This window comes from Methanofollis tationis (assembly GCF_013377755.1).
In the GTDB taxonomy this organism is placed as follows: domain Archaea; phylum Halobacteriota; class Methanomicrobia; order Methanomicrobiales; family Methanofollaceae; genus Methanofollis; species Methanofollis tationis.
The window spans coordinates 1,142,228-1,159,405 of record NZ_JABXWR010000001.1; the positions used below are offsets into that span (position 1 = coordinate 1,142,228).

The window sequence follows — 17,178 nt, forward strand, 5'->3', positions numbered from 1 at the left end:
GGGGTCCGGGTGTGAAACCGCCGGCACCATTGATCCAGGAACGCCATCCCCCCCTGTTCGGATAAAAGCCCCACGCCAGAGAGGAAGGAGCATTTCAGAACGGAACGCATCCTTACCGGCACTGAAAGGCCATGGAAAGCACAAACAACAATTCTGCGAAAAAAAAGATTTACGAGGCCTGCGGAGCGCCGCCGCCGACCGCCTGCTTGATCTGGGCCTGCAACTGCTCGAACTTCGCCTGCAGGGCCTTCGCCTGCTTGTCGAGGGACTTGATGCGCAGGTCCAGAGTCTCGGCCTTCTCGCCGAGGTCGGCGAGCACCTTCTCCTTATCCTTCTGCATCATCACGGTGCCGACATTCACATAGACGGGTGCGTCGTCGGCGACCTCTTTCAGCTCCTCGACGGCGCGGTTCGTCTCCTTCACTGCCATCTCGTACTGGGCCTTCTGCCCCATCACGGTCTGGAGCTGCTGCTGGATCTGCTGCAGCATCGCAAGCTGCTGCTGCACTCTGGGTGAAACACTACTCATGCCTGATCATCTCCTGGAGTTCATCTGCCACATTGACCAGCCGGAGCCACATGTTCAGCGCCGCCCGCAGGGCATGGACGTCGGCCGCCTCGACCCTGAGCACCAGGGTCTCGGGGTCCTGGAGGGCGACCTCCTCGCGTGAACGGGAGCCCTCGACCTCACCGGCCTCAGGGGCGAGGGCGCGGTAGAGGACGGCGGCGTGTGGCGTCGCAAAGCGAAAGACCGCCTCATGCATCACTGCGCCAGCTCCAGCACGATCTGTTTCTTCTGCTGCCCGTCAAAGACGATGGACGGAGCCCCGGCTTCTGCCGGTTCTGCATCACAATATCTTTTCAGGACCTCATAAACCGATTGGTCGGCGATCCGCAGGGTGCGGTCGATCAGACCCTCCCGAACGGCGATCCGCACCGACCTGACCGGACGATCGAGGGCAACCTCTCCGCCCTCGTCCACCACCACAAGACGGATCGTCCCGTGCTCACGCGTAAAAAGTATGACGGCCTCGTCGGAAAGAGCCGCAAATCCGGTCTTTCCGCGGGCCAGATAGCGGGCGCCGGTGGCAAAGGCGAGGTGCCGCGCAAGCGCCCGCAAATCGTCCGCTGCTTTTCTGGAGGTGGTGACGACGGTCATCGAGCCTTCAGCTCTTTGATCGCAGCGCCCCTTTCCTTAAAGAGGATGCGGTGTCCGCAGTAGGGGCACCGGACATTCTTGTCGATCTCCACCTTCTGCTTGCACCGTGCACACTTGTACGTACTTGCCACGCCGCTTACTCCTGAGACTCAATCGCGCGCTCAATGGTCCTGAGTGCGACACGGAGGGAGGGAGTCTGGGGCGCATAGGCGCCGCCTGCAAACTTGAAGTCGCACTTCCGGCACTGCCAGATGCCGGTGCCGACGCGGCGAACGGCCACGTGGTCACAGCGGGGGCAGGTGTGGGCGGCCTTCTCGATCTTCTCCACCTCGAGCACTCTCTTGCGGATGAACCTGCCGTATCTCGGCCCGAACCTTCCCGCACTCCCGGTGACTTTGCCTTTTGCCTTCTGCTGTTTACGCCTCGCCATAATATAATACCCCTAATTATGCTTATCTAGGTTGAACGTCCCGCTTAATATACTTGATCAAGGATCTTTACCTGCCCGTCGCCCTTCGAAAGACGGTTGACCAGGGCGTAGAAATCGCTCTGAATGCCTGCAGGAATCCGGCAGACGCAGACCCACGAACCGTCGCCCAGCCACTCCTCCCGCTCGATCGTCGCCGCACCCTGCATCTCGCCATAGGCGCGGGGTGCGTGATCGGCCGGGATCTTCACGGCAAGCCTGAGTTCCTCGAACCTGATCGGCAGGATCGGCCTGAGCGCCTTCACCGTCTCCTTCACCAGTTCGTCGACGTGCTTGAAGGGATCGATGTTCACCCGCGCCTCCTCCATCGCCAGCTCGATCCGCTGCGGCGGGTGCGGGAGTTTGGTCTGCGGGTTGATCGCGTGCCTGGAGATGAAGGTGATCACCTTCCGGCGCTTATCCTCGATCATCCGCCGCCGCTGGTCGGCCGTCAGGTGGATCTCGCCTTTTGCGAGGATCCGGCGGGCGGCCGGCTCGAAATCGGTCGTCCCGAAGACCTTCATGAGGGCCTCCTCAGACGCCCGCTCCCCGTGGGCGAAGTTCTCGAAGACCGCGTCAGCCGCAACGACGTCCTCGATCGCGATCTCCTCACCCTGCCGCACTTTCATCGCGAGCTCGGGGTCGACCGCGATCTCAAAGCGCTCGCCGTGGCTCTCAAGACGGGCCATCACCGCCCGGTCCAGCGGGATCAAACCCATCACTCCTTTTCGCCTTCAGGCGTCTCGAACTCGACCTTGTCGACGAAAGACTTCACTTCGTCGGCCTCCATCTTGCGGAAGATCGGGTTTTTCATCTCGATGACGCCGATCTCGACGGTCTGGACATCGAATTTCCCTTCGGTCGCCGCGTGCAGGGCACGCAGGCCGAGGTGGATCGCCTCGGGGATCGTCATCTCGTGGCGGTACTCCTCCTCGAAGATCTTCATCACGGCCGGCCGGCCGATGCCGATCCCGGTCGCCTTGTACTCGAGGAGCGTGCCCGACGGATCGGTCTCGAAGAGGCGGGCCTCGCCCTCATAGATGCCTGCGATCAGGAGGGCGGTGCCGTACGGCCGGGCCCCGCCAAACTGCGTGTAGACCTGCATATGGTCGCAGATCTTCTTTGCAAGGCTTTCCACCTCGATCGACTCGTCATACGAGACCCGGTTGATCTGGGCCTCGACCCGTGCACGGTCCACAAGGAGACGGGCATCCCCGACGAGCCCCGATGAAGCGACGCCGATATGCTCGTCGATCTGGTAGATCTTCTCGATAGAAGCGGGTTCAAGGAGGCGCGACGACACACGCTTGTCGACGAGGAGGATCACCCCTTCGCTGCACTTGATCCCGACAGCGGTCGTCCCCCTCTTCACCGCTTCCCGTGCGTACTCGACCTGGTACAGGCGCCCGTCCGGGCTGAAGACCGTAATCGCCCGGTCATATCCCATCTGATATTGTGGTTGCATTAGATCTCCTCACGTTCACAATCTGTCAAAAAGACTATGCTCTGTTTTTTAATACCTTCTTGTAGTACATCAACCTTATGCCGCCCGTACCGAAAGGAGCGAAGTTCCTTTTCCCCGTACAGCGCCTCTTCGGGCGGCAGGGCATGGATCCACCCGTCCATCCGCCCTTTGAGCGCGGCGATCGTCCCTGAAACGGCGACGGTCCGCAATGCGACCCGGAGATCGCCCACGGCGGTGACGGTGGCGCAGGACACGGAAAGGTCGCCCTCGCCGCCCCGCCGGCACCGGAGGATCGCGCACCCCCGATCAGAAAAGACGACCGCGGGCTGGATTTCGGCCGCATGGGCGTCGCCGAAGAGGGAGGTCACCGCCCCGGAGACCGCGAGGTACAGGGCCTTCTGCTCGATCTCCTGCCAGGGGGGCAGCACCCTGACGAGAAGGTAGCGCCTCTTCTGCCGCAGGGCCTTGGGTCTGGGCCTCACGCGACCACCCTGACCGTCTCGGGCCGGTCGAGCAGCCCCTCCACCGAGGAGAGGGCGGCCCCGGCCTCGTCCCCGTCCATCCCGAAGAGCGAGCAGAGCCCGACAGCGTCGCGGACGCTCCGCTGGTCGAGGACCGAGCGGGCATTGCTCGCGATGCAGAGGGGAAAGCCATAGCGGCGGTGGAGAAAGAGGATGTCGGCATAGCAGGCGAGCACCCGCTGCCGGTCGCGGCCCCGCAGGGCGACGATCGGGGCGAGGTCGATCTCCACCGCAACGCCGCGCTCGCCGGCCGTCCTGGCCGCCACATGGTCGAAGGCGTTCTTCGGCCCCTGATGGACCCCCTTCAAGACGTGCACCCCCCCCAGGGAGACGGCCGAACGGGTGAAACTCTCGTCGCCCGCGCACACCGCCACCAGGGCGGCCTCAGGCGCCCGCCGCACCGCCTTCACCACGTCCTTGAACGTCCGGGCGCCGATCACGACACCCTGCACGGCACGGACGCCGAAAAACTCTCCGGACCCCCCGGTCGAGACGATCGTCGCAAACCCGAGTTCCCGCGCCTCCAGGGCCATGCGTGGAAGCGAGGTATCGCCGGCAGGACAGGGATGCACACAGGCATCAGCATACGCCATCGGTGCACTCCGGAAAAAATGGGGAGATGGTTACTTTCCGCGGTTCGCGTGCGAGCGGATGCTCGGGCGGGTCTTCTCGGTGCCGATGCCCTTGTGCCGCTGACCGCGACCCTTGCGCCCGGCCATCGTCTTGCCGCGCTCGGCCCGGCCGCGCTGGTTGGCATTGCCGATCCAGGAGAGCTGAGGGTCGCTCATCACCGAGGGGTGGCTGCCGTCGACCAGGATGACCTCGTACCACTTGTGACGGCCGTCCTGACCGACCCAGTAGGAGTTGAGCACTTCCATGTTCGGGTACTTCTTCGAGGCGCGCTCCTCGGCGATCCGCTGGATGCTCTTGCCGGCGGTGATCCGGCGCATGCCCATCCGTGCGGTCCTGCGACCGCGCACGTATCTGGACTTCCTGCGACCGCCGCGGCGGACGCTGGCCCGCACGACGATGACGCCCTGCTTCGCCTTGTAGCCGAGGGTGTGCGCACGGTCGATACGGGTCGGGCGGTCGAGGCGGACAACCGAGCCTTCGCGCCGCCATACCTGCATCCGCTCCCAGAGGAGGGACTTGACCCCGGTTTCAGCCGGGTTTCTCCATGCCTCGCGAACGTAGGCATACATTGACTTTGCCATTGATTATCACCTTCAGGTTCAGCGCTGGTTTCGCGCCACATTCCTTCACGGGACTGATCCCGCAGGTCTGTATAGGTATGTTCCAGAGAGATATTAATCGCTCGGTCAGGCCGCGCCCTTCCGTTTCTCGATCACGCGGATGCCCTCGATGCGGGTGTGCGGGTACTGGCCGTCCGCATCCTTCTCAGCCGACTTCACCATGTCCCAGACGGTGAGAAGCGCCGCGGAGACACCGGTCAGGGCCTCCATCTCGACCCCGGTCTTACCATATGAGCGGACTCTGACAATGGCCTCGATGGCGCCCTCGACCTCGCCGAACTCCACCTCCACCCCGCCCAGGGCGAGGGGATGGCACATCGGGATGATCCTGGGCGTGTCCTTCACCGCGAGGGTGGCGGCGACGCGGGCGGTGGCCAGGACGTTCCCCTTGATCGTCGTCCCGGACCGGATCGCCTCCAGGGTCTCGGGCCGCAGATAAATCCTGCCGGCGGCGACCGCTTCCCTGACGACATCGGGCTTTGCCGAGACATCGACCATGCGGGCGCGGTCGTCGGCGATATGGGTGAACTCAACCATAGAGTACTTCTGGGATATGGAGGAGCATCTCTGTTGCGGTCATCCCGGCGTCCCTCCCCCCTGCTGCCGCCTCGCCGGCGCGGCCGTTCGCATATGCCGCGGCACACGCCGCATCGAAGGCGGAAAGCCTGCAGAAAAGGGCGGCGGCCACCCCGGCGAGGATGTCGCCGGTGCCGCCGACGGTCATCGCGGGGCAGCCGGTGCGGTTGAACCTGACCCGTTCGCCGTCAGAGACGATGTCGATCGCGCCCTTGAGGAGGACAGCCGCCCCGGCAGGGACAGCGTGGCGCACGGTGCGGGCGCGGTCAGCAAGGCTCTCCGAAAGGGAGCGACCGGTCATCCGGACAAACTCGGCGGCATGAGGGGTGTAGATCGTCGCCGTCCCGACAGGGAGGGGCATGCGGAGGGCGTCGGCATCAAGCACCAGGCGGGGTGCCACCCGGGCGAGCGCCTCCACCACTGCATGGCTCCGGGTGCCAAGGCCGTTGCCGCAGAGGACGACGTCGGCCCGTTCGGCCAGGGGGAGAAGAACCTCCAGGTGCTCCTGCCCGATGGCGGCACCGGCGAGGGGGACGTGGATCAGGTCGGGGCAGGGGACGTATGCCGGCGAGGCGACCCTGACGATATCGGCCCCGGCCCTGAGCGCCGCCATCCCGGCCAGGAACGGCGCACCCTGGTACGGCCCGCCGCCGACGACGAGCACCTCGCCGCCCGCCCCCTTGTGTGCCGAGGGCGATTTCGGCCGCAGGCAGAGGAGGTCGCCCGGCCCGGCAAAGACCTCGGCAGCGAGGGGGATCCCGATCCCGGCCGCCCGCACCCCGGGCGCCTTGGGACGGTGGAAGGCGAGGACAAGGTCTGAGCGCATCCCGGGCGTCGGGACGTCGGCGGCGACGATCCGGGCGGCACTCAGGTTCGCACGCCCGATCATCGCGGCGATGGGCTCGCGAACCGCCCCGGCAACGCCGGTCCCGAGCATGGCGTCGACGATCACGTCGGCCCGATCGAAGAGAGGGGCGAGCGCCTCCACCCCGGCCGGCACCGCCACCTCGTGGACGGCGACGGCGCAGTGGCAGAGGGCCGCACGCTGGGCGAGGAACTCAGGGGTGGCAGAGCCGCACGCCGGGACGACGACATCGACCGTCAGGTCCTGGAGATGGCGGGCGGCGACCAGGCCGTCCCCGCCGTTGTTCCCGCGGCCGCAGAGGACGAGCACCCGTTCGGGGGCGGACTCCCGCACCGCACAGGCGAGGGCGAGACCGGCCGCCTCCATCAGCCGGAGGCCGGAGACGCCGAGGGCGGCGGCGTTCCGGTCCACGGCGCGCATCCGCTCAGGGGAGATGACGCCGCTCTCGCAGAAGGCGGCGAGTTCCACCAGGTCCGGGGAGAGAAGATCCTGCATATCCGCACCTATGCATCAGAGCGATAGATAGTTTTTGACCGATGGGTCGGTTATATCAGATCAGGTGCCGACCTGAAAGGGAATGAGTCTTGAGGGCGACGTCAGGGCGGCGGCCGGACGCATCTGCGAGGCCGAACGGGTGACGGTCATCTCGCATATCGACGCCGACGGGATCACCAGCCTCTCCATCCTGATGCAGGCGATCACGCGCGCCGGGATCGAGGCGGTGCCGGTCTTCGTGCGGCAGCTCGAGCCCCTGATGATGCACCGCGTCCCGCAGGACGACACCCTCAAGGTCTTCGCCGATCTCGGCGCCGGGCAGCAGAACCTCCTGGAGGCGCACGGGCTGAAAGATGACCGCGTGGTGATCGTCGACCACCACGTCACGCAGGACGTGGAGACCCCGTACCTGCAGGTCAACGCCCTGCCGTACGGCCACGCGAAGTTCTCCGCCGCCGGCGCCGCGTACCTGGTGGCGCAGGCGATCGACGCCGACAACCGGGACCTTGCCAAGCTCGCCGTGATCGGGAACGTCGGCGACATGATGGCGCGGGAGGACTGCGGGCTCGTCGGGCCGGCGCGGCAGATCGTCGACGACGGGGTGGAGTACGGCAACGTCGAGGCGAGAAAGGACCTCAACTGCTACGGCATCTCGACGCGGCCGCTTGCAAACTGCCTCGCCTACAGCGACGACCCCCATATCGAGGGGATCACGAACAGCCTGCCCGGCACCCGCCGGCTGCTCGCCCGCCTCGGCGTCCCCGAACGGACGCGCAAAGGGCAGTGGCGGGTCTGGGAAGACCTTTCAGGGGAGGAGCGGCAGGCGATCGCCTCGGCCCTTGCCGAGCAGGTGGTCGCCCACGGCGGCCGGGCCGACCGGCTCTGCGCCGAGGTCTATCTCTTCCCGGACGAGGCCGAGAAGACGGCGCTGCGCAACGCCGCCGAGTATTCGACCCTGCTCAACGCCTGCGGGCGCTGGGCGCGCCCCGAGGTCGGGAACGCCATCTGCGCCGGCGACCGGGGCGAGGCTGTGCGCGAGGCCGGGCACATGCTCACCCACCACCGGGCGGTGATCAGGGAACTCCTGAACCATATCCTGGAGACCGGGGTGACCGAGCTCGACGCCGTCCAGTACATCCATGTCGGCGACAGGTTCCCTGACACGATCGTCGGCATCGGGGCCGGGATGGCCTTATCGCGGCTCAACCGCGATAAGCCGATCCTGGTGATGTGCACCCTCCCCGACGATCCCGACCTCACCAAGGTCTCGATGCGGGCGACCGAGCGGATGGTCGGCAGCGGCATCGATCTCCAGGAGGCACTCATCGAGGCCTCAGGATCCTTCGGCGGCGCCGCAGGCGGCCATGCCGTCGCAGCCGGGGCATATATTCCAAAAACAGCAGAAGAGGAGTTTGTTCAGCGTGTTGACAGGTGCATCAAAAGACAGCGCGGAGCGGCAGGTCAGGGCAATCGCTGACTTCCAGTTCGGCAGGGGAGCGGGCGCAGCCCTCTTCCCGCCGGGCTGCAGGTATGTGCGCTCCAAAACCCGCCGCGTCCGTCAGGTGATGATCGGCGAGGAGCGGATCGTCACCCTGCGGGCCCAGGACGGGCGCTTCACCCTCGGGATCGAGGGCGCCCGCCGCCTTGCGGCAGCGATGCCGGCCCCGGCCTACCGGGTCAGGATCGCAGAGGAGGTCGCCGGGTATATCGCCCAGGGCAAGAACGCCTTTGCAAAGCATATCGCCGCCGCCGACCCCGAGATCAGGCCGGGCGACGAGGTGATCCTGGTCAGGGACGGCGACGAAGTGATCGCCACCGGCGAGGCCGTGCTCTCGGGTGCGGAAATGCTGGCATTTAATTACGGAGTAGCGGTAAACGTTAGAAAAGGAGGAAAGTAAGCGTGTTTCCAGGCGGTAAAATCAACCCGAAAAAGATGAAGCAGATGATGAAGCAGCTCGGCATGGAGATGGAGACGATCGAGGACGTCCACCGGGTCGTCATCGAGACCGGCACCGGCACCTACGTCTTCGACGGGGCCGAGGTCGTCGCCACGATCATGCAGGGCGTCACCACCTACCAGATCACCGGCGAGGCGCGGTTCGAGCCCGCCGCCCTCGAGATCCCGGAAGACGACGTCAGGCTCGTGATGGAGCAGACCGGCGCATCGGCAGAGGCCGCACGGGAGGCGCTGAAGGCCACCGGCGGCGACATTGCCGGGGCGATCCTGCGTCTGACCGCTGCATGATCGAGGAGGGGGAGCGCCTGGTCCTCGTCCTCGGGACGAGAGAATATTATGTCCGCGCCGGGGAGGGCACCCTCTCCACCGACCTCGGCATGCTCGACCTCGCCAGCCTCGTCGGCATGGACTACGGCGGGATCATCGCCACCCACCTGGGCAGGGAGTTCGTGGTCCGCCGCCCCCGTGCGACCGACTTTTTTGCGCATGCCTCCAGGACCGGCGCCCCGATGCTCCCGAAGGACATCGGGATGGTCATCGCCTACACCGGCATGAACAGGAACGACGACGTCCTCGACGCCGGCACCGGCAGCGGGATTGCGGCGATCTACTTCGGCGGCATCGCCCGCCGGGTAGTCACCTGCGAGGTCCGCCCGGAGTTCGCGAAGAAGGCCGAGAAGAACATCAGGGACGCCGGGCTCGAGAACGTCGAGGTGCGGGCCTGCGACGTCCTCGAGGCCGACGGGGAGTACGACGTCGTCCACCTCGACCTCGGGGTGCGGGAGGAGCATATCGCCCACGCCTACCGGCTCCTCAGGCCGGGCGGCTACCTCGCCTGCTACACGCCCTTCATCGAGCAGATGTCGGCCGCCTACGACGCGGCCGCAAACCTCTTTTCCGAGGTGCACACCTACGAATGCATGGAGCGGGAGATGACGCGGGGGAGCCGCGGCACCCGTCCCTCGACCCGGGTCGGGCATTCGGGCTATATCACCATCGCAAGGCGGTAAGATGCGGCATATCATCTCAATCAAGGATTTCGAGAAGAGGGATATCGAGACCCTCCTCGACCGTGCCGAAGCGATCGACGCCGGCACCTACGACCGGCACGCCCTGGACGACCGGATCCTGGGCGTGCTCTTCTTCGAACCGTCCACCAGGACCAGGATGTCCTTTGAGGCGGCGATGGCCCGCCTCGGCGGGACCTCCATCGACATGGGCGGCGTCGAGGCGAGTTCGGTCGTGAAAGGCGAGACCCTCGCCGACACGATCAGGGTGGTGAGCGGCTACGCCGACGCCATCGTGCTCCGCCACCCCAAAGAAGGGGCGGCCAGGCTTGCCGCCGAGTTCTCCTCGGTCCCGGTGCTCAACGCCGGCGACGGCGCCGGGCAGCACCCGTCCCAGACCCTCATCGACCTCTACACGATCAGGCAGGCGATGCCCCTCGACAGGATCGACGTCGGGCTCCTCGGCGACCTCCGCTACGGGCGGACCGCCCACTCCCTCGCCTACGCCCTCACCGAGTTCAACGTAACGATCCACACTCTCGCCCCGCAGAGCCTGGAGATGCCCCCGAACGTGATGGAGGGGCTCAAGGACCGCGGCGTCGAGGTGGTCAGGCACGACGACATCGAGGAGTTCACCGCCAGCCTGGACGTGATGTACGTCACCCGGATCCAGCGCGAGCGCTTCCCTGACACCGCCTCGTACTATGCGGTCGCCTCCAGTTACCGGGTGACCCCCGAACTCCTGGAGCGGGCGCGGGAACAGATGATCGTCCTCCACCCCCTGCCCAGGGTGGACGAGATCGATCCGGGCGTCGACGCCCTCCCGCACGCCCGCTACTTCGAGCAGGCGAGAAACGGGATCCCGATCAGGATGGCCCTCCTGCTGGGGGTGATCGGATGAGCGGCGAGCCGAGATGCCTGCAGATCAGCCCGATCCGGAACGGGACGGTGATCGATCACATCACGCCCGGCGAGGCCTTCAATGTGCTCCGCATCCTGGGGATCACCGGGACGACCGAGGAGCGCCTCTCCGTCGCCACGAATGTGGTGAGCCGGAAATCGGAGAGAAAAGACATCGTCAAGATCGAGAACCGGGAGCTCCGAAAGCAGGAGGTGGACCGGATCGCCCTGATCGCCCCGAACGCCACGATCAACATCATCAGGAACTACCTGGTCTGCGATAAAAAGGGCGTCGAGATCCCGGAGATCCTCCGCGGCGTCATCAGGTGCCCGAACCCGGGCTGCATCACCAATACGAGAGAGCCCGTCCAGAGCCGGTTCGAGGTGACGGCAAAGGGGCTCCACTGCCTCTACTGCGACTGGTACCTTACCGAGGACATCGCCGGGCATATTATCTGAATTTTTCTTTTTTCGGCCCTTTTGAATCGCAAAACAGGGCGAGTACCCTGAGGTCGGTTTCTGATAGGTCTATGTTTTTATCGAGATCGACCTTGCACACTCCACAACACCTATCACGAGACCGGGACAATTGAGTGATTGCTTTCACCATCCAGCGGGCAAAAGAGCCGCATCGAGCACCAGGAGATAAAAAAAATGGAACACGCACCCTCATCAGGAACGATCACGCTCACACCCATCGGGATCGTCAGGAACGACATTGCAGCACCTCTGCTCGTCGCAGACAGCGACGGCCTGAAGGTGAACGACGGGCCGAAGGCTGCATTGAAGAAGTTCAACCAGGCGTCTGATGCGCGTTCGAAGATCGTCATCAGAGAAGACCTCTCCGATCTCCTCGACGGCATCGACGACTACTCCCACATCGTGGTGCTCTACTGGGGGCACGGGATCACCGATGCGGCCCGGTCCTTAAAACACGTCCACCCGGTCGGCCGCACCGATTACCCGTTGCAGGGCATCTTCTCCACCTGCAGCCCGGCACGCCCCAACCCGGTGCTGATGACCGTGGTCCGCCTGTGGGGGCGGGACGGCACCACATTGACCGTCTCCGGCCTGGACGCCATCGACAAAAGCCCGGTCCTGGACATCAAACCCTATGTGGGTGAGTCCTTCCCGCGGGACGGTGTTTCTGTCCCCGAGTGGATGCAGCGGATCATGGGCGAGTTCAGGGCGGAGTGATACGCGGCGGGTTCCCGGACACCAGTTCCTGATGGGTGTGCCTCTCCTGGCCAGGGGCTCGTACTCCCGGACCCCACACATGATTGCCCTGACAGATGATGGAAGGGCAGGCCAGAGAGATTTTCCATCTTCGCACCAATCGCAATCAGCGGGGGACCGGGGGGCTGCCAGCCCCCCGCCGCCTCCCTCTCGATCAACTGCCTTCCCAACGCTGCCTGCCGGGGGCTCTTACCCCCGGACCACCGCATGCGATTGGACCGGGAAGGCAGAGGCGGGATCCAGAAACGGAGCGGGACTATCCCTCTCCCAATGAGGTGGTACCGGTGAACCGTCGATTTGGTGCCGTATTTCGCCGGCACATCGAGCCAGGAGCATCCAGTGGTCAGAACGTACAGGATGCCGTTGATCAGCCCGCGGGGGTCACACCGGGGTCTGCCAATATGCGGCTTCGTTGGGGGGATGTATTTCTGAACAATCTCCCAGATATCATCGTCAATTTCCCGGAATGCCATGATTCCAGGTTTTATCTGAGAGACCTTATAATTATAGGATCACCTCATAGATTCTCTCCGAAACGTCCCCTGCGTCCGTAGGCAGAACCATATCATAAAACCCTCTCTTTAAGTCAGCGACGTGTTGCACGTCCCTCCTCTCTCTCCGCCATACCACTTTTTCCTGAGCCAAAGCGAGACATTCACCAGCGATATCAGGACCGGCACTTCCACGAGAGGTCCAATTACGGTGGCAAAAGCTGCCGGTGAGGCGATCCCGAAGACGGCGACAGCAACTGCAATCGCGAGTTCGAAGTTGTTGGAAGCTGCCGTGAATGAGAGTGACGCCGACTTCTGGTAGTCAACCCCGATCCTCCAGGACATCCAGAAACTCACAAAGAACATGATGACGAAGTAGAAGAGAAGCGGGATCGCGACCCGGATCACATCGAAGGGTACGTTCACGATGTACTCGCCCTTGAGCGAGAACATGACGATGATAGTGAAGAGCAGGGCGATGAGCGTGATTGGCGAGATCTTCGGGATGAAGACCTGCTCATACCATTCTTTCGACTTCACGCGGAGCAGGGCGTACCGCGTGAGCAGTCCAGCGATGAACGGGATGCCAAGGTAGATGAGGACACTCTCAGCGATCTGGAGCATTGTGATGTTGACGGTAATTCCTGCGATCCCCAGCATCTGCGGCAGGTACGTGATGAAGAACCAGGCATACACCGAATAGAAGAAAACCTGGAACAGCGAATTCAATCCCACGATGGCGGCACAGTACTCGCAGTCGCCTTCCGCAAGATCGTTCCAGACGATGACCATTGCGATGCACCGTGCAATCCCGACAAGGATCAGGCCGTACATGAAGAGCGGCTGGTCCCGGAGAAAGATAACCGCGATGACAAACATCAGGACCGGTCCGACGATCCAATTCTGGACAAGCGAGAGGCCGAGCACCTTTGTGTTCCTGAACACCCTCGGGAGTTCTTCATACTTAACCTTCGCAAGCGGCGGGTACATCATCAGGATGAGCCCGATCGCGATCGGGATCGAGGTGGTGCCGACCGAGAGCCCGGTGATTACAGACGGTACTGATGGCGCGAAGTAGCCGATACCAATACCGACGGCCATGGCAAGGAAGATCCAGAGGGTCAGGTACCGGTCAAGAAAAGAGAGTTGTTTTGTAATAGTCATGCATGATCACCTGGTAATGATCAGCACTTGCCGCCGCAATCACAGCCGCCGGCAGGTGCACATACGCCCCCGTAATCGATGCCGGTAATTTGCCGGATCATCGTGTTGCATTCGGTCAAAAGGCGGATAAATTCGCCGGGGTCCTTTTCATCCTTTAACTGTTGTAAGGCCTCTCCAAGTATCTCTGCTCTTGCTAAAACCTCGTGTTCTTCGACGGTCATGTTAACAACACCCCCCCCGACGGTTTTGAGCAAACGTCTGCCCGATCTTTTCACTTATCCGATCATTTGAACGTTTAAGAAGGTCGACAAGTGCCGCCTGCGAACTGAAAAACTTCGTCAACGTTTCATCATTTTTTACTTTCATTTGCAGATCTTTTAATTCATCAAGCGTAGCGGCATCATAGCCAGCCCATTGCAGTTCTGTCTGTTTTCGCTGGTATCGAAGTAACAGATTCCGTGCTTCCTGATTTCTCTCGAGATTTTCGTTGCAGTGCATGAAAGTGCGATATTCTTCAGATTCGAGAATCGCTTGAGCGAATGCTTTTACCTGGGACTCCAGCTCGTTCTGGCCTGTTGATTGATCTTCCATTTTCAGCCTCCTGGTGACATCGGTTGTTTGTTCAGGCTTCCTCTCCATAGATGGCTCTCCTCATTCCTTTGAGAGACTCGACACCATTTAGTTCTTCTACGAAAAGAGGCACACCCAGCAGGGGCACCGGGAATTTTTCACGTATCAGGTGCAGATACTTTTCCTGCTGCTTTCTTCTGTCGGCAAAGTAACTGTTGTTCCCATAATTCCTGGGAAGCAGGTAGTTGATTGCCACCATGCCCAATTCAATACCGACCTGATCATGCAGATCCTCAACTCCTCTCCATGCTTCTATGATGGGCGTGTATTCAGGATACATCACAAAAACAAAGGTGCTGGCCTCCCTGTCTCTCATCGTGTCGATGACATGGGCATACTTGTCTGTGGTGGCGTCCGAGGTCTTTTTGGTCAGCGTTCCCAGATCGATGAAGCCTTTCCAGTCCGACGGCATCTCCAGCAGCCGTAACGTGTGTCCTGTCGGCGCGGTATCGAAGATGATGATATCAAACCCCTGTAATTCGAAATAGCTCATGAATTTTTCAAACACAGCCATCTCCTGCGCACAGGGTGAGTTCAGATCCTCTTCCACCGCTTTCTTCGTCTCCTGCCCCTCATCCTTAACGGCATCAAGTATTCTTGTTTTATACTCGTTCCACGCATTTTTCTGGTCGATCTGTGTTGCGTAGAGGTTCTCGACACCGTTGATCTTCGTCGGCTCGTTTCCGAGCGATTGACCGAAAATAACCTGCAGGTGTGAAGCAGGGTCGGTGGTGAGTATCAGTGTCCGATAACCTTTTTCTGCCAGATAGATCGACGTCGCACCGGCAATGGTGCTCTTTCCCACCCCGCCTTTTCCTGTAAAGAAGAGGTATCTCGTACCTTTTTTTGGAGTGAGGAGGGCAAGAACCTCGCGCTCGTCATGCACGACCGCCGGAGCTGCCGCCTCAGCTCGCTCCATGATAACGGGCTCCTGGATCTCTTCTTTCCCTTCGTACAGGAACTCCCCCACCCTATCAAGAAGGAGAATACCGGAGACTTCGGTGTTCCTGAGTGGGTATAGAATTTTTTCCATCAGAAATTCATGGTTAATTTCCTCGATGATCTCCTGCTCCCGGTTCCACCTCTTTTTAAAGAATTCATCCGTGACCACTTCTTCGGGTAACACACCATTGATCACGAGGAAACTTGTTTTAATCCCCAATTGCTCGAGTTCGCTGATACTTCGTTTTGTCTCGAAGATGGACAACCGCTCCGGCTTGAGGACAAAGACAAACGAGGTCTTCGCCTCGTCCTGAAGAGCGGCAATGGCCTTTTCATACTTGGTTTTCGCTGTCTGCAACGACGCGCTGGGCCCGATACAGGTTGCACCCCCCTTTTCAAGTTCGCTGTTCCAGCCACTCGGAAGTTCCAGCAGTCGCAGGGTATGGCCGGTCGGTGCGGTATCAAAGACGACCACATCGTACTCCGGTTTGTCCATGAATTCGATGAATTTGTCAAATGCAGCGACTTCCTCGATACAGGGGCTGTTAAGCTGTTCCCGTATTCCCTGTACATTCCGTTCGTCCAGAAATCCTTCGAGGGGGGCGATGATACGGTCCCGGTACTCCTGCGAAGCGGCATCGGGGTTTATTTCAATCGCCGAGAGGTTATCGACGCCGGGGATCTCCGTAATCCTGTGGCCGATCTTCTGACCGAAGATATCTGATAAATTCGGTGCTGGATCTGTGGTGACAAGCAATGTTTTGTACCCGTTCTTTGCCAGCCACACTGCTGTCGCACAACTCATGGTACTTTTGCCGACACCGCCCTTTCCGCTAAAGAAAATAAATCGGGGAGCACCGGATTGTGGAATCACCAGATTTTTGATCATTCGTCCCTCGTTTCGTCTGCTTCCCGATTGCCAGGAATGCCGTTAATCAGCACTGAATCCTGAGGAAGGTCGGACGTTGACATTGGTGCATCCGCGACCAGGCGGTCCCTGACAAGGCTGGATACTGCCTTTGCCGGCATTTCTTTGATTGCTTTTCCAAGAGTGGCTGCCTTTAACATATCCTCGTGGGAAACGCCCAGCGATTTTGCCTTTTGATAATGGTGTTCGAAACACTTCTCGCAATTTCCAGCGACTGCTGCACCAATTGCGACCAGTTCTTTCACTTCATCGGTGAACCGGCTCCGTGATGCGGTGTCATTCGTCATTCCTGATCCCCTCCCCCGGTGAGAATATTCTGAAACTCTTCATATCCCAGATATTTTTTCTGGGCGACGATCTTCCCGTTGAGCGTGGTAATAGGAAGAATCTCGGGTCCCTGTGATTTCACCATCTGATAGATCTCCTCGTTTTCCAGAAACATATCAATGTTGAAGGTAAGGCTCGCCCTCCGTGTTTCCAGATCAGGATAATCTCTTTTTAGTTTCGTCATTGTTTCATTAAACTCAATGAGTTCTTTGTCCGGTTCAGGGCCGCATACCCCTGTTGAGCAGCACAATGCGCCTTCGTATATTATCACGGTATCACTCGTCATGTTCACATTCCTCACAGGTTACCTCAGTCTCGATTTTCTGAATGCCAAGAATCTCCATAATCTGGATCGTCTGTTTCGACCGGATTCTATACCAGATGTTAACACCGGCCCTCCTTGACTCCAGAACCCCGGCCTCCTCCAGAATTCTGAGGTGCCGTGACACTGTTGGCTGCGCTTTCCCAACGGCCGGGACGATGGCACATGCACATCGTTCGCCATCCATCAGGCACTGTACGATCGTTATCCGCGTCTCATCGGCGAGAGCTTTTAACAGTTTAATCCGCCCTTGCACAACAACATATTTGTATATTCATATATATAAATATGTCCGCTCTGGTAGAAAACTACCGGTACCTGAACAGATCCGGAGATACCTCATCCTATGAACCAGATGGTCGCTAATTGGACTCTGCGCACCTGTTCTTTCCGGCACCGGGGGTCATTTGGGAGGTCAGGGACATGACAGGATCCGGACGGACGGTGCTTCCGACCCGTGCCGAGCTGCTCGCA

At 61.2% G+C, this 17,178-nt stretch carries 27 protein-coding genes; 7 read left to right on the plus strand and 20 right to left on the minus strand.

Going from position 1 to position 17,178, the window contains the following annotated elements; all coding sequences use genetic code 11:
* Positions 1-169: 169 nt before the first annotated feature.
* The 12 genes from HWN36_RS05935 to HWN36_RS05990 form a co-directional block, all read right to left on the minus strand.
* Entirely contained in the window at positions 170-529 is a 360-nt protein-coding gene (locus HWN36_RS05935) for a prefoldin subunit beta (RefSeq protein ID WP_176788509.1), read from the minus strand.
* Positions 522-764 carry a KEOPS complex subunit Pcc1 gene (locus HWN36_RS05940; RefSeq protein WP_176788510.1) on the minus strand — a complete coding sequence of 81 codons (243 nt, stop codon included), beginning with the start codon at positions 762-764 and terminating at the stop codon, positions 522-524. Before HWN36_RS05940 ends, HWN36_RS05935 begins: the two co-directional genes overlap by 8 nt.
* Positions 764-1,159, minus strand: a complete 396-nt coding sequence (locus tag HWN36_RS05945) for a Brix domain-containing protein (protein ID WP_176788511.1) — start codon at positions 1,157-1,159, stop codon at positions 764-766. Before HWN36_RS05945 ends, HWN36_RS05940 begins: the two co-directional genes overlap by 1 nt.
* Complete coding sequence (locus tag HWN36_RS05950; RefSeq protein WP_004038114.1) at positions 1,156-1,290, minus strand: DNA-directed RNA polymerase subunit P; 135 nt, start codon at positions 1,288-1,290, stop codon at positions 1,156-1,158. Before HWN36_RS05950 ends, HWN36_RS05945 begins: the two co-directional genes overlap by 4 nt.
* A gap of 5 nt (positions 1,291-1,295) precedes the next feature.
* Positions 1,296-1,589 carry a 50S ribosomal protein L37ae gene (locus tag HWN36_RS05955; RefSeq protein ID WP_004038113.1) on the minus strand — a complete coding sequence of 98 codons (294 nt, stop codon included), beginning with the start codon at positions 1,587-1,589 and terminating at the stop codon, positions 1,296-1,298.
* A gap of 44 nt (positions 1,590-1,633) precedes the next feature.
* Entirely contained in the window at positions 1,634-2,338 is a 705-nt protein-coding gene (locus HWN36_RS05960) for a ribosome assembly factor SBDS (RefSeq protein ID WP_176788512.1), read from the minus strand.
* 5 nt (positions 2,339-2,343) lie between these two features.
* A complete protein-coding gene (gene psmA, locus HWN36_RS05965) occupies positions 2,344-3,090 on the minus strand; it encodes an archaeal proteasome endopeptidase complex subunit alpha (protein WP_176788513.1) in 747 nt (248 codons plus the stop codon).
* A complete protein-coding gene (locus HWN36_RS05970) occupies positions 3,090-3,572 on the minus strand; it encodes an Rpp14/Pop5 family protein (RefSeq protein WP_176788514.1) in 483 nt (160 codons plus the stop codon). The genes psmA and HWN36_RS05970 overlap by 1 nt, the downstream gene beginning before the upstream one ends.
* Positions 3,569-4,204: an RNase P subunit p30 family protein gene (locus HWN36_RS05975; protein WP_176788515.1), complete on the minus strand. Its 636-nt coding sequence runs from the start codon at positions 4,202-4,204 to the stop codon at positions 3,569-3,571. The genes HWN36_RS05970 and HWN36_RS05975 overlap by 4 nt, the downstream gene beginning before the upstream one ends.
* Positions 4,205-4,234: 30 nt before the next feature.
* Entirely contained in the window at positions 4,235-4,825 is a 591-nt protein-coding gene (locus HWN36_RS05980; protein WP_176788516.1) for a 50S ribosomal protein L15e, read from the minus strand.
* Positions 4,826-4,930: 105 nt separating this feature from the next.
* Positions 4,931-5,401, minus strand: a complete 471-nt coding sequence (moaC, locus tag HWN36_RS05985) for a cyclic pyranopterin monophosphate synthase MoaC (protein WP_176788517.1) — start codon at positions 5,399-5,401, stop codon at positions 4,931-4,933.
* Positions 5,394-6,800: an NAD(P)H-hydrate dehydratase gene (locus HWN36_RS05990; protein WP_176788518.1), complete on the minus strand. Its 1,407-nt coding sequence runs from the start codon at positions 6,798-6,800 to the stop codon at positions 5,394-5,396. Before HWN36_RS05990 ends, moaC begins: the two co-directional genes overlap by 8 nt.
* 82 nt (positions 6,801-6,882) lie before the next feature.
* On the opposite strand from HWN36_RS05990, the gene HWN36_RS05995 reads away from it, so the two are divergent.
* The 7 genes from HWN36_RS05995 to HWN36_RS06025 all read left to right on the plus strand — a co-directional run bounded on the left by HWN36_RS05995 (position 6,883) and on the right by HWN36_RS06025 (position 11,861).
* A complete protein-coding gene (locus HWN36_RS05995; protein ID WP_176788519.1) occupies positions 6,883-8,277 on the plus strand; it encodes a single-stranded-DNA-specific exonuclease RecJ in 1,395 nt (464 codons plus the stop codon).
* Complete coding sequence (locus tag HWN36_RS06000; protein ID WP_343044938.1) at positions 8,222-8,698, plus strand: PUA domain-containing protein; 477 nt, start codon at positions 8,222-8,224, stop codon at positions 8,696-8,698. Before HWN36_RS05995 ends, HWN36_RS06000 begins: the two co-directional genes overlap by 56 nt.
* A gap of 2 nt (positions 8,699-8,700) precedes the next feature.
* Positions 8,701-9,045 (plus strand): nascent polypeptide-associated complex protein, encoded by a 345-nt coding sequence (locus HWN36_RS06005; protein WP_176788521.1) that lies wholly within the window; start codon positions 8,701-8,703, stop codon positions 9,043-9,045.
* On the plus strand, positions 9,042-9,767 hold the full coding sequence (locus HWN36_RS06010) for a methyltransferase domain-containing protein (RefSeq protein ID WP_176788522.1): 726 nt from the start codon (positions 9,042-9,044) through the stop codon (positions 9,765-9,767). The genes HWN36_RS06005 and HWN36_RS06010 overlap by 4 nt, the downstream gene beginning before the upstream one ends.
* Before the next feature lies 1 nt (position 9,768).
* Positions 9,769-10,665 (plus strand): aspartate carbamoyltransferase, encoded by an 897-nt coding sequence (pyrB, locus tag HWN36_RS06015; protein WP_176788523.1) that lies wholly within the window; start codon positions 9,769-9,771, stop codon positions 10,663-10,665.
* Positions 10,662-11,123 (plus strand): aspartate carbamoyltransferase regulatory subunit, encoded by a 462-nt coding sequence (gene pyrI, locus HWN36_RS06020; RefSeq protein WP_176788524.1) that lies wholly within the window; start codon positions 10,662-10,664, stop codon positions 11,121-11,123. The genes pyrB and pyrI overlap by 4 nt, the downstream gene beginning before the upstream one ends.
* A gap of 195 nt (positions 11,124-11,318) precedes the next feature.
* On the plus strand, positions 11,319-11,861 hold the full coding sequence (locus HWN36_RS06025; protein ID WP_176788525.1) for an SAM-dependent methyltransferase: 543 nt from the start codon (positions 11,319-11,321) through the stop codon (positions 11,859-11,861).
* Here HWN36_RS06025 and HWN36_RS12305 read toward each other — a convergent pair.
* From HWN36_RS12305 to HWN36_RS06065, 8 genes are all read right to left on the minus strand, one after another.
* Entirely contained in the window at positions 11,777-12,373 is a 597-nt protein-coding gene (locus HWN36_RS12305; RefSeq protein WP_176788526.1) for a transposase, read from the minus strand. The two genes, HWN36_RS06025 and HWN36_RS12305, sit on opposite strands and share 85 nt — an antisense overlap.
* 108 nt (positions 12,374-12,481) lie before the next feature.
* Positions 12,482-13,555, minus strand: coding sequence for an ACR3 family arsenite efflux transporter (gene arsB, locus HWN36_RS06035; protein ID WP_176788527.1), 1,074 nt, complete (start codon positions 13,553-13,555; stop codon positions 12,482-12,484).
* A 20-nt stretch (positions 13,556-13,575) separates the two neighbouring features.
* Entirely contained in the window at positions 13,576-13,776 is a 201-nt protein-coding gene (hcsS, locus tag HWN36_RS06040) for a halo-CC-star protein HcsS (RefSeq protein WP_176788528.1), read from the minus strand.
* Between the two features lies 1 nt (position 13,777).
* Positions 13,778-14,194, minus strand: coding sequence for a YlbF family regulator (locus tag HWN36_RS06045; protein ID WP_176788529.1), 417 nt, complete (start codon positions 14,192-14,194; stop codon positions 13,778-13,780).
* The gene (gene arsA / locus HWN36_RS06050) at positions 14,178-16,016 is read right to left on the minus strand and encodes an arsenical pump-driving ATPase (RefSeq protein WP_176788530.1); all 1,839 of its coding nucleotides are present in this window, start codon (positions 16,014-16,016) and stop codon (positions 14,178-14,180) included. The genes HWN36_RS06045 and arsA overlap by 17 nt, the downstream gene beginning before the upstream one ends.
* The gene (locus HWN36_RS06055) at positions 16,013-16,342 is read right to left on the minus strand and encodes a carboxymuconolactone decarboxylase family protein (RefSeq protein WP_176788531.1); all 330 of its coding nucleotides are present in this window, start codon (positions 16,340-16,342) and stop codon (positions 16,013-16,015) included. Before HWN36_RS06055 ends, arsA begins: the two co-directional genes overlap by 4 nt.
* The gene (gene arsD / locus HWN36_RS06060; protein ID WP_176788532.1) at positions 16,339-16,668 is read right to left on the minus strand and encodes an arsenite efflux transporter metallochaperone ArsD; all 330 of its coding nucleotides are present in this window, start codon (positions 16,666-16,668) and stop codon (positions 16,339-16,341) included. Before arsD ends, HWN36_RS06055 begins: the two co-directional genes overlap by 4 nt.
* Positions 16,658-16,960 (minus strand): metalloregulator ArsR/SmtB family transcription factor, encoded by a 303-nt coding sequence (locus HWN36_RS06065; RefSeq protein ID WP_176788533.1) that lies wholly within the window; start codon positions 16,958-16,960, stop codon positions 16,658-16,660. Before HWN36_RS06065 ends, arsD begins: the two co-directional genes overlap by 11 nt.
* Between the last annotated feature and the right edge of the window lie 218 nt (positions 16,961-17,178).